This is a genomic window from Bacillus sp. FSL H7-0578, from assembly GCF_038630855.1.
GTDB lineage: Bacteria > Bacillota > Bacilli > Bacillales > Bacillaceae > Bacillus > Bacillus safensis.
Genome location: NZ_CP152045.1, coordinates 1274871 through 1289255 on the forward strand (window position 1 = coordinate 1274871; position 14385 = coordinate 1289255).

13 protein-coding genes and 2 riboswitches are annotated in these 14385 nt (G+C 41.3%); of the genes, 8 read left to right on the forward strand and 5 right to left on the reverse strand.

The window, feature by feature from the left end; translation table 11 throughout:
* Position 1: 1 nt before the first annotated feature.
* On the reverse strand, positions 2-1195 hold the full coding sequence (gene mtnK / locus MHB41_RS06485) for an S-methyl-5-thioribose kinase (protein WP_041116443.1): 1194 nt from the start codon (positions 1193-1195) through the stop codon (positions 2-4).
* 79 nt (positions 1196-1274) lie between these two features.
* Positions 1275-1434, reverse strand: a riboswitch (SAM riboswitch).
* A 163-nt stretch (positions 1435-1597) separates the two neighbouring features.
* On the opposite strand from mtnK, the gene MHB41_RS06490 reads away from it, so the two are divergent.
* The 6 genes from MHB41_RS06490 to MHB41_RS06515 all read left to right on the forward strand — a co-directional run bounded on the left by MHB41_RS06490 (position 1598) and on the right by MHB41_RS06515 (position 6644).
* Positions 1598-2788, forward strand: coding sequence for a pyridoxal phosphate-dependent aminotransferase (locus MHB41_RS06490; RefSeq protein WP_254001669.1), 1191 nt, complete (start codon positions 1598-1600; stop codon positions 2786-2788).
* Positions 2789-2832: 44 nt separating this feature from the next.
* Positions 2833-2934: riboswitch (SAM riboswitch) on the forward strand.
* A 72-nt stretch (positions 2935-3006) separates the two neighbouring features.
* A complete protein-coding gene (gene mtnW, locus MHB41_RS06495; protein ID WP_268480768.1) occupies positions 3007-4257 on the forward strand; it encodes a 2,3-diketo-5-methylthiopentyl-1-phosphate enolase in 1251 nt (416 codons plus the stop codon).
* Positions 4257-4952, forward strand: coding sequence for a 2-hydroxy-3-keto-5-methylthiopentenyl-1-phosphate phosphatase (locus MHB41_RS06500; RefSeq protein WP_217008563.1), 696 nt, complete (start codon positions 4257-4259; stop codon positions 4950-4952). The genes mtnW and MHB41_RS06500 overlap by 1 nt, the downstream gene beginning before the upstream one ends.
* The gene (locus MHB41_RS06505; protein ID WP_034281536.1) at positions 4916-5554 is read left to right on the forward strand and encodes a methylthioribulose 1-phosphate dehydratase; all 639 of its coding nucleotides are present in this window, start codon (positions 4916-4918) and stop codon (positions 5552-5554) included. The genes MHB41_RS06500 and MHB41_RS06505 overlap by 37 nt, the downstream gene beginning before the upstream one ends.
* Positions 5555-5570: 16 nt before the next feature.
* Complete coding sequence (locus MHB41_RS06510; RefSeq protein WP_268480769.1) at positions 5571-6101, forward strand: cupin domain-containing protein; 531 nt, start codon at positions 5571-5573, stop codon at positions 6099-6101.
* Positions 6102-6401: 300 nt separating this feature from the next.
* On the forward strand, positions 6402-6644 hold the full coding sequence (locus tag MHB41_RS06515; RefSeq protein WP_217008564.1) for an aspartyl-phosphate phosphatase Spo0E family protein: 243 nt from the start codon (positions 6402-6404) through the stop codon (positions 6642-6644).
* A gap of 46 nt (positions 6645-6690) precedes the next feature.
* On the opposite strand, the gene MHB41_RS06520 is transcribed toward MHB41_RS06515, so the two are convergent.
* Entirely contained in the window at positions 6691-8196 is a 1506-nt protein-coding gene (locus MHB41_RS06520; RefSeq protein WP_034281538.1) for an ATP-binding protein, read from the reverse strand.
* 204 nt (positions 8197-8400) lie between these two features.
* Between MHB41_RS06520 and MHB41_RS06525 the strand changes: the two genes are divergently transcribed.
* Positions 8401-8856 (forward strand): MarR family transcriptional regulator, encoded by a 456-nt coding sequence (locus MHB41_RS06525; protein ID WP_034281539.1) that lies wholly within the window; start codon positions 8401-8403, stop codon positions 8854-8856.
* 193 nt (positions 8857-9049) lie between these two features.
* On the opposite strand, the gene motB is transcribed toward MHB41_RS06525, so the two are convergent.
* The 3 genes from motB to MHB41_RS06540 all read right to left on the reverse strand — a co-directional run bounded on the left by motB (position 9050) and on the right by MHB41_RS06540 (position 13087).
* Positions 9050-9820: a flagellar motor protein MotB gene (gene motB / locus MHB41_RS06530; RefSeq protein WP_217008565.1), complete on the reverse strand. Its 771-nt coding sequence runs from the start codon at positions 9818-9820 to the stop codon at positions 9050-9052.
* Positions 9813-10607 (reverse strand): flagellar motor stator protein MotA, encoded by a 795-nt coding sequence (gene motA, locus MHB41_RS06535; protein WP_024424680.1) that lies wholly within the window; start codon positions 10605-10607, stop codon positions 9813-9815. Before motA ends, motB begins: the two co-directional genes overlap by 8 nt.
* Positions 10608-10984: 377 nt before the next feature.
* Positions 10985-13087 (reverse strand): ATP-dependent Clp protease ATP-binding subunit, encoded by a 2103-nt coding sequence (locus MHB41_RS06540; protein WP_217008566.1) that lies wholly within the window; start codon positions 13085-13087, stop codon positions 10985-10987.
* Positions 13088-13331: 244 nt separating this feature from the next.
* Here MHB41_RS06540 and MHB41_RS06545 point away from each other — a divergent pair, with 244 nt between their 5' ends.
* Complete coding sequence (locus MHB41_RS06545) at positions 13332-14375, forward strand: hypothetical protein (RefSeq protein WP_076840946.1); 1044 nt, start codon at positions 13332-13334, stop codon at positions 14373-14375.
* The last annotated feature ends 10 nt before the right edge of the window (positions 14376-14385 follow it).

Sequence of the window (14385 nt, forward strand, 5' to 3'; positions counted from 1 at the left end):
GTCACTCCTTTACAGATGGCTGGAATAATGCGACGAGGTCAGACGCTGTTTCCACTGCATGATATTGTTTGATAAATGTTTTTCCAAGTGTCAGTGCTGCTTTTTTCTGCTGAATCCGTCTAGTTGGTGATGGAATTGCATCAAGGTCAGCGGCATGAGCAAGACCAATTGTTCGGCGGACAAGCTCACAGCCGGCAAAGCCTGTTGCTTCTTTTAAAATCCGGTCAAACGTTGTTTCTAAAAAGCTGTCCGATACACTAAACGCTTCAATGCTATCCTCTTTCCAAGCTTTTGTGAACACTTCTTTGAAGGTTGCCCATACATTGACGACATGGTTAAAAAGGTGCTGCTGCTCGTGTTCATTCTCGCGAGATAAAGCATTCAGGAACAAATTGGCGATAAAGTGGCCGATATCGAATCCAAAGGGACCGTAAAACGCGAATTCTGGATCAATGATTTTCGTTTCAGTTTCATTTGCAAAAATACTGCCTGTATGAAGATCTCCATGAACCAATGTTTCAGCTGATGTCAGGAAGATACGCTTTAATTCTGCTGCCCTAGCTTGCACTTCAAGATCTGCCCAAAGCGCTTCTGCTGATTCTCTTAATTCTTCTTCGAAGTCATTTGTTTCACTATCGAAGAAAGGGTCTGTGAAGACGAGTTTTTCTGTAATATCACACAGGTCAGGGTTCGTAAATTGCTTCACAAATTGTTTTTTGATTTTAGGATTTGTAGCAAAGTCAGATGTGTAAAAAAGTGTTTTTCCTAAAAATTCTCCAACATGATCAGATAAATGCGGGTATTGTTTTCCGGCAATTAGCCCTTTTCTGACGATTTCTAAGTGGGAGAGATCCTCCATGGCTGTCACTGCAAGAGCTGTATCTGAATAATAGACTGCTGGTACGAGGTGAGGCGCATATTCTGACTGCTTGATCAGGGCGGCACTTTCAATTCTTGCCCGGTCTAATGTAAGCGGCCAGCTCTCCCCTACCACCTTTGCATAAGGCAGCGCCTGCTTGATGATCAAACCTTTTTCTTGTTTGTGATCATAAATATGAAAGACGTAATTTAAATTCCCGTCCCCAATTTCAGTACATGTCAAATGACTGCTTTCTTGGATCAAGCCAAGTCTAATTGCGAGTGCAACTGCCGAGCTTTCTGTTAGTTCTTCATATGATGCCGTAAGTGTAACCAATTGCTTCCCCTCCAAATCATATAAAAAAGCCTCTTTCTCCTGAGAGAAAGAGGCTTGATGGTGTGTATGCCCAAAGCCTCTCTTATCTCTCAGCACATACGTCTGATGGAATTAGCACCGTGCCCTATAAGACAATTGTCTTGGCGCTTTATTTGCTGCGCCCCACTTCACAGTGGTATTAACGGTCGGTTGCTGTTGGGGTCAAAAGGCCAAATCCCTCGCCCAACTCTCGATAAGAGAAATCAATATGTAATTGTTTCGTGTCTGTTTGCATTTCTTAATTCAAGATATTATCAGAGCTGCGCTTTACATGTCAATCTTTTTTCAAAATTGCTTTACAATTCATAAAACAATCCATTACAGTGATTGTATTGTCACGTAACTTGAATAGAAGGTGAAGAAATGGAATTCCAGCAATCAGATGTGTTGAAACAATTACCGAAACAATTTTTTGCGTCCCTTGTCCAAAAGGTGCAGAAAAAAGTGCGGGAAGGGGCAGATATCATTAATTTGGGGCAGGGAAATCCTGATCAGCCAACTCCTCCGCACATTGTAAAAGCCATGCAGGAAGCGGTAGCAAAACCTGAAAATCATCAATACTCCTCATTCCGTGGAACAGCGAAATTAAAAAAGGCTGCTGCCGCTTTTTATGAAAGAGAATATGGCGTCACACTTGATCCAAAAACGGAGATTGCGATTTTATTTGGCGGGAAAGCAGGGCTTGTTGAGCTGCCGCAATGTCTGCTGAATCCGGGTGATACGCTTCTTGTCCCTGATCCTGGTTATCCTGATTATTGGTCAGGCGCTGTGCTTGCTGGAGCGCATATGGTAACCATGCCACTTCTTGAAAAAAATGATTTTTTACCTGACTACGATTTGCTGCCTGAAGATGATAAGAAAAAGGCAAAATTAATGTATTTAAATTACCCCAACAATCCGACGGGGGCTACGGCAAGCCGTGCATTTTTTGAAGAAACCGTTACGTTTGCGAAAGATCACGAGCTATGTGTAGTCCATGATTTTGCATATGGCGGCATTGGATTTGATGGGGAAAAGCCGCTCAGCTTTCTGCAAGTAGAGGGAGCGAAAGAGACGGGAATAGAAATTTACACATTATCTAAAACGTACAATATGGCAGGGTGGAGAGTAGGATTTGCAGCTGGAAATTCATCTGTTATTGAAGCCATTGAGCTTTATCAGGATCATCTGTTTGTCTCCCTGTTTAAAGCCACTCAAGATGCAGCAGCGGAAGCCCTATTAAGCGATCAAACGTGCGTACAGGTGCAAAATGATCGATATGAGAAAAGGCGGAATGTATGGATGGCTGCCTGCAAAGAAATTGGCTGGGAAGTCAGTGCACCAAAGGGTTCATTTTTTGCTTGGTTAAAGGTGCCGGAAGGATATACATCTGAAGCCTTTTCTGACTTATTATTAGAGAAGGCACATGTTGTTGTTGCGCCAGGCAATGGCTTTGGTGCTCACGGTGAAGGGTACGTGCGAGTAGGGCTTCTAACAAGTGAGGAGCGGTTACAAGAAGCCGCTCAGCGTATCGCTGCTTTGAAGCTGTTTGAAAAAAAGCCATTGACAACATAAAAAAATGGTGCGATAATTCAGGCAATATTTAAGAAAATTGAATATTCTTATCAAGAGTAGGCAGAGGGACTAGCCCAATGAAGCCCGGCAACCGACTTCCATGAAGCACGGTGCTAATTCTTGCAGCAAGCGCTGAGAGATAAGATTCGGATGAATGACACGAAACAACCTCTTTAAGGCGCTCATGAAGCACTTGAAGAGGTTTTTTTATTGAACATATGCATGACGCAATCGAAAGGGGATTCCTAGTGAGTGAATTACTGGCAACATACGTATTAACACATCGAGAGGATGAACAAATAAATCGAAAAGCAGAGCAGATCGCGCTTGGTTTAACAGTTGGATCATGGACGGATTTGCCGCAGCTCAAAAAGGAGCAGCTTCAAAAGCATAAAGGCCGAGTTGAAAAAGTATTAGAAAAGGCTGTTCCAGCCGAAAATGGCCTTTATCAATCAGAGGTGACCATTGCTTATCCTGAGGCAAACTTTTCAGCTGATTTACCAGCTGTTTTCACGACCATTTTTGGAAAGCTTTCACTAGACGGAAAAGTGAAGCTAGTCGATATCCAATTTTCTGAAGAATTTAAAAAAAGCCTGCCAGGACCCGTATTTGGAATTGATGGCATACGAAAAAAGGTAAATGTGTTTGATCGTCCATTATTGATGAGTATTTTTAAAGGCGTTATCGGCCGTGATATGCAGGATTTAAAAGAGCAGCTCCGTTTACAGGCATTGGGCGGGGTTGACTTCATCAAAGACGATGAAATTTTATTTGAAAGTCCATTAGCTCCTTTTGAAGAGCGAATCAAAGAAGGAAAAGCGATTTTAAAAGAAACCTATGAAGAAACAGGACACCGCACACTGTATGCTGTCAATTTAACGGGCAGAACCTTTGACCTGAAGGATCGAGCGAGAAAGGCCGCTGAACTTGGGGCAGATGCGCTCTTATTCAATGTCTTTGCATACGGCCTTGATGTCATGCAAAGCCTAGCTGAGGACCCAGACATTCCACTGCCGATTATGGCGCATCCCGCTGTGAGTGGTGCTTTGACATCCTCTCCTGAATATGGATTCTCGCATTCTCTTCTTTTAGGCAAATTAAATCGATATGCTGGCGCTGATTTGAGCCTCTTTCCCTCACCTTATGGATCGGTTGCACTTCCGAAAAAAGATGCCATTGGAATCTATGAAGCTTGCGTGAAAGAGGATACGGTTCAAAAAACATTCCCTGTCCCGTCAGCAGGCATTCATCCAGGAATGGTTCCAGTATTGATCAAAGATTTTGGAATTGATCATGTGATAAATGCAGGTGGAGGCATTCACGGACATCCGGGGGGAGCCATTGGCGGAGGGAAGGCATTTCGTTCGATCATTGATGCAGTGATTCACGAAGAGTCCATCCGAGATAAGGCGGCTTCCTGCCAAGACTTAAAAGCGGCACTTGATCTTTGGGGAAGGGTAGCAGAATAATGAAAAAACCAATTGTATGCTGTGATTTTGATGGAACAATTACAAAAAATGATAATATCATCCGCATCATGAAACAGTTTGCACCAAGTGAATGGACGAAGCTGAAGGATGGTGTCCTGTCAAAGGAAATCACCATTCAAGAAGGCGTCGGGCAGATGTTTCAATTACTGAAAAGTGATCAGAAGGATGCCATTCAATCATTTATTTTAGAGGATACAGAGATTCGAGAAGGATTTAAGCAATTTGTCGATGAGGTAAAAAAAGCAGATATTCCTTTCTATGTACTTAGCGGGGGGATGGACTTTTTTGTCTACCCCATCCTCGAAGGCATTGTCGATCGAGACGATATTTATTGCAACCATGCATCATTTGTGGAAGACCATATTCAGATTGAATGGCCGCATGCCTGCGATACGCAATGTCAAAATGGCTGCGGATGCTGCAAGCCCTCAATCATTCGAAAGCTGGCTCATGAGGATGACTTCATCATCATGATCGGAGATTCAGTGACTGATGTGGAGGCGGCGAAGCATGCGGATATTACGTTTGCGCGCGACTACTTGCTCAATGAATGTCAAGAGCTCGGGCTCGTACACAAGGAATATGACACATTTATTGATCTACAAGCGCAATTTGTTCAAATAAAGGAAGTGAAGGAATGGCAGACGCAAAGAGCAAACGCTGGCAGGAGCTAGCAGACGTTAAACGTGAACTGGCTCAAAGAGATTGGTTTTTCGGAACAAGCGGTAATTTATCGATCAAGGTGTCGGATGATCCAATCACGTTTTTGGTGACGGCAAGCGGCAAAGATAAACGAAAAGAAACAAACGAAGATTTTGTGCTAGTAAATGCGGCAGGCCAGCCCCATGATCCGAACGAGCCGCTTAGACCATCAGCTGAAACACTGCTTCACACGTACGTATATGAACGGACGAAAGCAGGCTGCTGCCTCCATGTCCATACAATCGATAATAATGTGATGTCAGAGCTGTATGGGGATAAGGGAGAGATTCGTTTTAAAGGCAACGAAATCATCAAAGCGCTTGGTTATTGGGAAGAGGATGCAGAAGTGTCGATTCCGATTATTGAAAATCCAGCTCATATTCCGCAGCTTGCAGAGCAATTTGCCAAACATCTGACACTAGAGGCGTCATCTGGTGCTGTACTCATTCGCAATCATGGCATTACGGTCTGGGGAAAAACAGCCTTTGAAGCAAAACGAGTATTAGAAGCATATGAATTTTTATTTAGCTATCACTTAAAATTAGCGCTTTATCAACAGCAGCTTGTAAGATAAAAAGGAGGAAAAACACATGGCGACGATTTTTATTCATAATGAAGAGAACACATTACTTGAAAGCGAGCAAGAGGTAGCATCATATTTGGAAAACCAAGGGGTCATTTATGAGCATTGGGATATTGAAAAGCTGCCAAACCGTTTATCAGAAAAGTATGATTTAACCGATGAGGAAAAGGAAGAGATTTTGACTGTTTTCCAAAAGGAAATCCAAAGTATTTCTGAAAAAAGAGGGTACAAAGCGCAGGATGTCATTTCATTATCTGATGCCACGCCAAATCTTGATGAGCTGCTCCAAAACTTTAAACGTGAGCATCACCATACAGATGACGAAGTACGCTTTATTGTGAGCGGGCACGGAATCTTTGCTATTCAAGGCAAGGATGGCGTCTTTTTTGATGTGAGATTGAATCCAGGTGATTTAATTTCTGTTCCGCCAAACATTCGTCATTACTTTACACTTCAAGAGGATCGCAAAGTGGTCGCAGTTCGCATATTTGTCACAACTGAGGGCTGGGTGCCGATTTACGAGGAAGAAACGGTTTAATGATAGAGCTGATCATTCCGCATGAGGTGGAAGATCAGCTTTTTTTTAGGAAATTAGACATAAAATGAGAAAGAAAATAGTTGATTTTGATCTTCTGCATAGGATAAAATTCTGTTTAATCAATGTGTCAGTCCTGTCCAAATTTGAAGTTTACCCCCAAATTTGATTGGGTAAAAGGTCTTTAGGCTGTAAAAAATTAAATAAAATAAGCATATTTAATTTAATTTACAAATAAAGTATAATTTTGGTGTCGGATCATTTTGAGCATAGACAGTCGAAATCATTGCGGGAGCTGAGATCATGAATATTTACGTAAGGAAAGAACAATTGCTGATGTCCATTGATGAGAAGAGAAAACAAATGGTAGAAGCTGCTCAAGTGGAAGGTTACACTGGTGAGAAGACAATTAAATATAGTCAAGAACTGGACAACCTGATGAATGAGTATCAGCATCTTCTTTGTCATGAGAAACAATCTGCCCCCTCCTTTCATGATCTTGTGTCTCAAATGAGTCTTTTATCTGTGAACCGCCCCTCTTATTGACATGAAAAACCGGTCTTGCATAAGCAAAACCGGCTGACAACTTCAGTTATGCTGAGTGAGCAGAAGGAAGCATGATCATAACAGTCGTTCCTTTATTCACTTCGCTATGAATATCAATTGTTCCGCCATACATCGAAATGATTCGTTTACACACGACAAGCCCAAGACCTGTGCCTTTTTCCTTCGATGTAATAAAGGGGAGGAAGATGTGCTTTAACATCTCTTCTGGTATGCCTTCACCTGTATCCTCTACTTTAATGATGACATGTTCTTTTTCAGCTTCGATCACAATCTTCAAATGACCGCCGTTTGGCATCGCTTCTAAAGAGTTCTTTGCTACATTTAAAACAACTTGTTTAATATGATCCTTTGTGCAATACACGCCCACATCTTGAATCGTATTGATTTGCAAATCCACTTCAACATTATAAAGATTTGCCTCAGAGAAAACGATCGGCATGATCTCACTTACAATTTCTTTTACAGAGTTATTCTGCCATTTTTCTGCCGTTGGTTTTCCTAATACAAGAAATTCACTGACGATTTGGTTGATCCGTTTAATTTCTTCCTCGATGACAGAAAAATAGAGCTGATCTTCTTCTGAATGATACTTCTTTTGCAATAGCTGGATAAATCCGCTAATCCCTGTTAATGGGTTGCGAATTTCGTGTGCTGTACTTGCTGCGAGTGTTCCGATCAATTCAAGCTTTTGCGCTTCATTTTGATGACGCTCCTGCTGAGTTTGCCGCCTTAACACGATATATTGGACGAGTGTGAATAAAATATTTAATAATATAAACGCACTGGATAAAGGGATGAGCATCACAGACAGCACTTCACTTGTTGAAGCACGCTGCGGAAAGACCTCCAGCTTCCAGCTGTTTTCATCTAAATATGTAGATACGGTGCTGCCGCCCTCGGGTACTGGCTGTGGACCGCTTGTAAAGACGACATGTCCATTTTGATTCAGCATCTTAAAATGAAGATCAGGGTTCAATACATTCATAATATTTCTTAAATAATCAATTTGAATGGCGGCAATCAGTACATTGGTGACCTCTTCGTTTTCATCGAGAACAGGCACACAAATGGAGAGAATCCGCTGTTTTGTAATTCGGCTTACATAGTTGTCTGTGATCACGGTCTGCTTGGTCACTTGAATGCGTTTAAAGTAATCTCTGAATGATAGGTTAATTTTTTCCTTTAACGGGGTGGTGCTTGCTGTTACATTTCCTTTTTTGTCTAGGAGATACAGACCTGAAAAACGAGGTTCTTGTTTATAGATTTTCTCTAGAATGTTTTGTACTTTTTTCGTCTCAAGCGGCTGGTCAAATCCCATGGCGAGGGAAGTTAATCTCGCTTCTGTTTCACTTATTAAATAATTCATTTGATTTTTGTGAATATTTAACATAAGTGTAGCGGTTTGTTTGTTCTTTAAATCGATTTTTTCAGTTTCTTTTTCGTAGATAAAATAACTAATGATTAGGGTTGGAAGCATGACCAAAATAAGGTAAAGCCTGATCTTCTTCCAAAACCCTTTCAGTATACTCATCATTCATCGCTCCAACGTATTACCTAATAGACTTATTATAGCATTGAACCTATCTTTATTACGATGACTTGTGTGATTTTTAAAAAATTAGGTGATTCGTTCTGGTCTCATTTTCGTGCTAAAGATGGATCAAAATGTTGACATTTTACTTATTGTTTATTAATGTCACATTAGTGGGTTGCATTTCATAAAGGATGATAAAAAATGGAAAATCATAATGTTGAAAAATCATTGAAACTATTTATTGTATTATCACGTGCCTATCGCTCAATTAATCATCACATGAACAAACATATTGTGAAGCACGGGCTGAATCCAACTGAATTTGCTGTGCTAGAATTGCTGTATCATAAAGGTGATCAGCCGCTTCAGCAAATCGGTGATAAGATTTTACTTGCAAGCGGCAGCATCACGTATGTGGTTGATAAATTGGAGAAGAAAGAACTCCTCAGCCGCAAGGCTTGTGCAGAAGACCGCAGGGTGACATTTGCGCATATTACCAAGCAGGGACGAGCTTTGCTTGATGACATCTTCCCAGATCATGCGAAAGAAATTCATGAGATGATCAGTGTCCTCAGTGAAGAAGAGAAAGATGCCTGCATCGATATGCTCAAACATGTAGGGCTGCGTGCAAAGCATTTATATGATCATCAAGAATAAATAAAAAGGAAGCCGCTGGCTTCCTTTTCAGCGCGCAAGCAATCCCTCGCATTCAGTTGTCAGTCCTGCGTGCCGGTGCTCATTCCTAGACTGCAAAGGTTTTCTATCACGCTGAAAAGAAGACAAAGGGCTAAAATAGAGATCATTTTAGCCCTTTGTCAACAATCTGTAAAGAAGCCGCTGGCTTCTTTTTTTATTTCGCTTTTTTCTCAATCGGTAAAATGAGTACTTCTACACGCCGGTTTTTACTTCTGCCTTCTGCTGTATCGTTTGAGGCAATCGGTTTGAATTCGCCGTATCCTTTTGTACTAAAGTTCTCTTGGTTTAGATTGCTGTTTTCAAGAATAATATTTAAAAAGTTCACAGCGCGTATGGCGCTTAAATACCAGTTTGATTCAAATTCTGAATTTCTGATCGGTACATTATCTGTATGTCCGCTAATGACAATGTCACGAGCAGGATTAATGACGAGCAGTTTTGAGATTTCTTTTGCTAACGGGACATCCTGAGGGCGAATAACTGCCCGTCCAGAGTCAAAGAAGATACTGTCCTCAATCGTAATGAGAAGACCTTCATCCGTAAGCTTTGTTTCGAGCTTTGAACCAAGTTTTTTATTTGCAATGAATGAATCGACCTGCTTTTTGACCTTTGTGAGAACCGCTTGGTCCCTAGCCTTTGCTTTGGCTTCTTCATCTTTCTCTTCCTCGGCTGCTTTCTTGACTTGGTTGCTGTTTTCAGTTTCTTCCGTGCTTTGCATGCTGGATTGATCCATAACACCAGTACCGCCAGTAAAAACTACATTAAAAGACTTAGCCATCTGTTCATATTTTGCCGCATCAATTGAACTAGATGCAAAGAGCACAATGAAGAGGGCGAGAAGAAGCGTTAGTAGATCGGCATAAGGGATAAGCCAAGATTCATCTACATGGTCTTCATGATCATGGTTTTTACGTTTCCTAGCCATTTTGATTTTCTCCTTCTTCAATGACAAGATTTGCACGTTCTTTTGCTGGTAAGTACATAAGAAGTTTTTGTTCAATGACTTTTGGAGATTGACCTTCAAGAACAGAAAGAATACCTTCGATCATAATCAGACGAAGCTTTACTTCTTCCTTTGATTTACGCTTCAGCTTGTTGGCAAATGGATGCCATAACACATATCCGGTAAAAATCCCAAGCAGTGTGGCGACAAAGGCAGCACTGATCGCATGTCCAAGTGCTTCAATATCTCCCATGTTGGCAAGTGCGGCAATAAGTCCGACAACGGCGCCAAGTACCCCTAGCGTCGGAGCGTATGTACCAGCTTGTGTAAAGATTAATGCACCTGACTGATGTCGTTCAGACATGGCGTCAACTTCTTCTGTTAAGACGTCTCGAATAAATTCAGCACTTTGACCGTCAACTGCCATGCTTAACCCGTTCTTTAGAAAATCATCATCGACTTCCTCAAGACTTGCTTCTAATGCCAAAAGACCTTCACGACGCGCAATTTGTGCCCAGTTTGAAAATAGAGGGATCATTTCTTGAATCGTTGGAAGCTGGCTGTCTTTGAAAATTTTGCCGAACAATTTTGGTGTTTTCTTAATTTCACTAGAAGGGAATGCGATGACAACAGCTGCAACCGTCCCAACAATGATGATTAATATAGCCGCCGGGTTGAGAAGAGCAGTTAGACTCACACCTTTCAAAACCATACCGACACCAAGTGCAATAAATGCTAAAATAATACCAATTAACGATGTTTTGTCCATTATCTCACCAAATCCTTTAACTATCTTTTTCTATAGTTAATATCGGTGTGTTCCAGAAGGGTTTTAGTCAGAATATAAAATTAAGACACTTTCTGTGAAGAATTTTTGACGAAAGCGCTTTCTATCTGCGTAAAAAGAAAACTCCCTCTCATATAAAGGGAGTCTCCATTTAATCGTTTTGAGCGGGTTCATCTAAACGAAGCAGCTCTTTTAATTTTTCTTCATACATGATTTTAACAAGATCGTAGCTCCAATTCATCATGTGATCCACCTCTTTTTCTTTTATCGTAAAGGAAAAGAGGCGGGGGAGCGTCGTCGTTCAGATGGAACTTAGACGCCGCAACATGATGGAGATGCATATCATCCTGAAGATGTAGTTATCCTTTTTTTACGACGATTTCGTCATGTTCAACATCCACAGTAAATCCAGAAAGCTGCTCCTCTTCAAGCAGGATCTCCGTCATTTGGTCTTCAACGTGCTCTTGGATGGTTCTTCGAAGTGGACGAGCGCCAAATGCAGGGTGATATCCAAGCTCTGCGATTTTTTCTTTCGCTTCATTTGTGACATGGACTGTTAAATTCTGCTCTTTTAATTGCTCTGACAGCTCATTGAGCAGAAGATCAACAATCTTCACTAAATCATCTCTGTCTAATGATTCAAACCGAATGATGCTGTCAAAACGGTTCAAAAATTCTGGTTTGAAGTAGCTGCTTAGTGAATCAATGAGTGATTGTTCCTCAATCGCTTCTTCCTGATCAGACTGGAAGCCGACCTTGACCGTTTTATCTGCGCTGCCTGCGTTACTTGTCATGATGATGACTGTATCTTTAAAGCTGACCGTTCTGCCTTGGCTGTCTGTTAAGCGGCCATCTTCCATGATTTGCAGGAACATGTGCTGTACATCTGGGTGTGCTTTTTCGATTTCATCCAGCAAAATGATGCTGTATGGTTTTCTGCGCACTTTTTCAGTCAGCTGGCCAGCTTCATCATGTCCAACGTAACCAGGAGGAGAACCGATGAGTTTGGACACAGAGTGTTTTTCCATGTACTCACTCATATCTAAACGAATGATCGCATCTCTTGAACCGAATAATTCTTCAGCTAACGTTTTAGACAATTCGGTTTTCCCGACACCTGTTGGTCCAACGAAAAGGAAGGAGCCTGTTGGTCTATGTTTCGATTTTAAACCAGCTCTGCTTCTTTTCACGGCTTTCGCCACTTTATCAACCGCATGTTCCTGTCCAATCACTCGTGCTTTTAGACGGACGTCAATTTCTTTCATTTTGGTTTGTTCGTCTGCTTGGAGTTTCCCGACAGGAATGCCTGTTTTTTGTTCTACAATGGCCTGAATGTCCTCTGCTGTAACGATATGCTCTTTGTCAGTTGTTTTGTTTTGAAGTCTTGCTTCAATGGCTTCTTCTTCATCGCGAAGCTTCGCTGCTTTTTCATATTGTTCTTCTTTTAGCGCAGCTTGTTTTTCTGCGGCAATTTGCGCTAGTCGGTTTGTCAGCTCATCTTCACTTGCTGCATCAATGGAGAGGTTCGCTTTTGAACCAGCTTCATCCATTAAATCAATGGCTTTATCCGGCAAATGACGGTCTTGAATATACCGCGAAGATAATTGAACGCACGCTTTGATTGCTTCATCTGAATAGGTGACACCATGATAGGCCTCGTATTTATCTTGAATGCCTTTTAAGATGTCGATTGCTTCATCTTGTGTTGGCTCATCTACGATAACGGGCTGGAAGCGCCGTTCGAGTGCAGCATCTTTTTCAATTTGGCGATATTCTTTTAATGTCGTCGCACCTACTAGCTGCAGCTCGCCTCTTGCAAGGGCTGGTTTTAAAATGTTTCCAGCATCCATTGATCCTTCTGCAGATCCTGCGCCCACAAGAAGGTGGATTTCATCTACAAATAAGATGATATTTTTACGGCTTTGCAGTTCTTTGATTAACTGCTTCATTCTTTCCTCAAATTGACCGCGTACACCTGTGTTTGCGACAAGTGAGGAGACATCTAATAAATAGATTTGTTTGTTCTTTAATTTATTTGGCACATCGCCGCTCGCAATTTTGAGCGCGAGTCCTTCTGCGATCGCTGTTTTCCCAACACCTGGTTCACCAATAAGAACAGGGTTATTTTTATTTCTTCTATTTAAAATCTCAATGACTCTTGCGACTTCTTCATCTCGGCCAATGACTGGATCAATTAAACCAGCATTTGCTCCATCTGTTAAGTTACGGCCAAGCTCATCGAGTAAGCCTTTTTGCTTTGGCTGCTCCATGTTTGGGGCATGACTTGCTGTCTGAGAGAAGAATGAACTTCCTCCAAAAAGCTGAGGTCCCATTTTCATTTTTGACTGCTCCATCAAAGAGGTATAGCAGTCTTCACATAAAACCATTTGGCTCCGGGACGAATTTACTTGCATATTCAGGCGAATAGTTGCTTCATTTACTTGACAATGTTGACAACGCATTTGCCATGACCTCCTTAAAATAAAGTTTGACTTTATTTGACCAATGAATGTTAAAGAAAATGGTCTATTGTTTGACCATCTTTGACTATAGTATACTCTGACCTATTTTGACTTTCAACTGTTTTGCTCAAAGGGAAATAAAAATCCTTTTTTGCATTTAATCATGGTTTGTCCTTCTTTTCAAGGAACTTGTCTCATAGGATAAAAAAGGAACAATCGAAAGTGATGGGTGCGGAGGGGTCACATGAAACGTTCAAATGAATCCGCTTTTCAGCTTGCCTTTGTTTATGTAGGAACAGTGGTTGGAGCTGGGTTTGCGACAGGGAAAGAAATCGTAGAATTTTTTGTTCGTTTTGGCTGGATTGGACTATTCGGAATCCTGATTAGCGGTGTTATTTTTACTGGCCTTGGGGCAAAAATGATGCTGATTTCGAAACGAATCGAAGCAGAATCTTATCAAGATATGAACCGTTTTTTATTTGGCGCAGCTGCGAGTCGATATATTAATATTGTCATGTTTTTTATTTTACTTGGTGTCACCTCAGTCATGATTTCAGGCGCAGGGGCTATTTTTGAAGAACAGCTTGGTATATCGAAGGAGTATGGGATCTTTTTGACGATCATTCTGAGCGTCATTGTACTTTTTAAAGGTTCAAAAGGGCTATTTGGAGTCAACGTCCTTGTCGTTCCAATGCTGATTTTCTTTTCAATGATCGTGTTTCTTGATTCATTTGTGTTTAGCAGCAGTGAAAGTTATGTTCTTGCGCTGCAAATGGGTGAGGGCGAGTGGATATTATCAGCAGTGTCATATGGTGCCTTTAATTTAGCACTGTCACAGGCAGTGTTAGTACCCGTCGCAAATGAAATGACCTCTGAGACGGTCATTAAAAAGGGAGCCGTGCTTGGGGGCGTCATGCTGACACTCATTTTGCTTGCTTGTTTCTTATCTCTTTCTTCATTAGATATGCTGGAGGCGTTTGATATTCCAATGGCCCAGGTGGTGTATCAAGTTGCAAACTCCATTCATCTCATTTATCTATTTGTCATCTTCGGTGAAGTTTTTACATCCGTCATAGGCAATTTATACGGGCTAGAGAGACAAGTGAGGGCATATATCCGAATGAACAGCATCTTTACGATATCCCTTATTCTCATATGCTGCTATGTGATTAGTAAAATTGGTTACGGTACACTGATTTCAACGGTTTATCCGGTTTTTGGCTATGTCAGCATCTTTTTTATCCTCTTTCTTTTTCTAAAAAAAGTCCCTGCATCGCTTGATAAGTAAAGAAGGGATA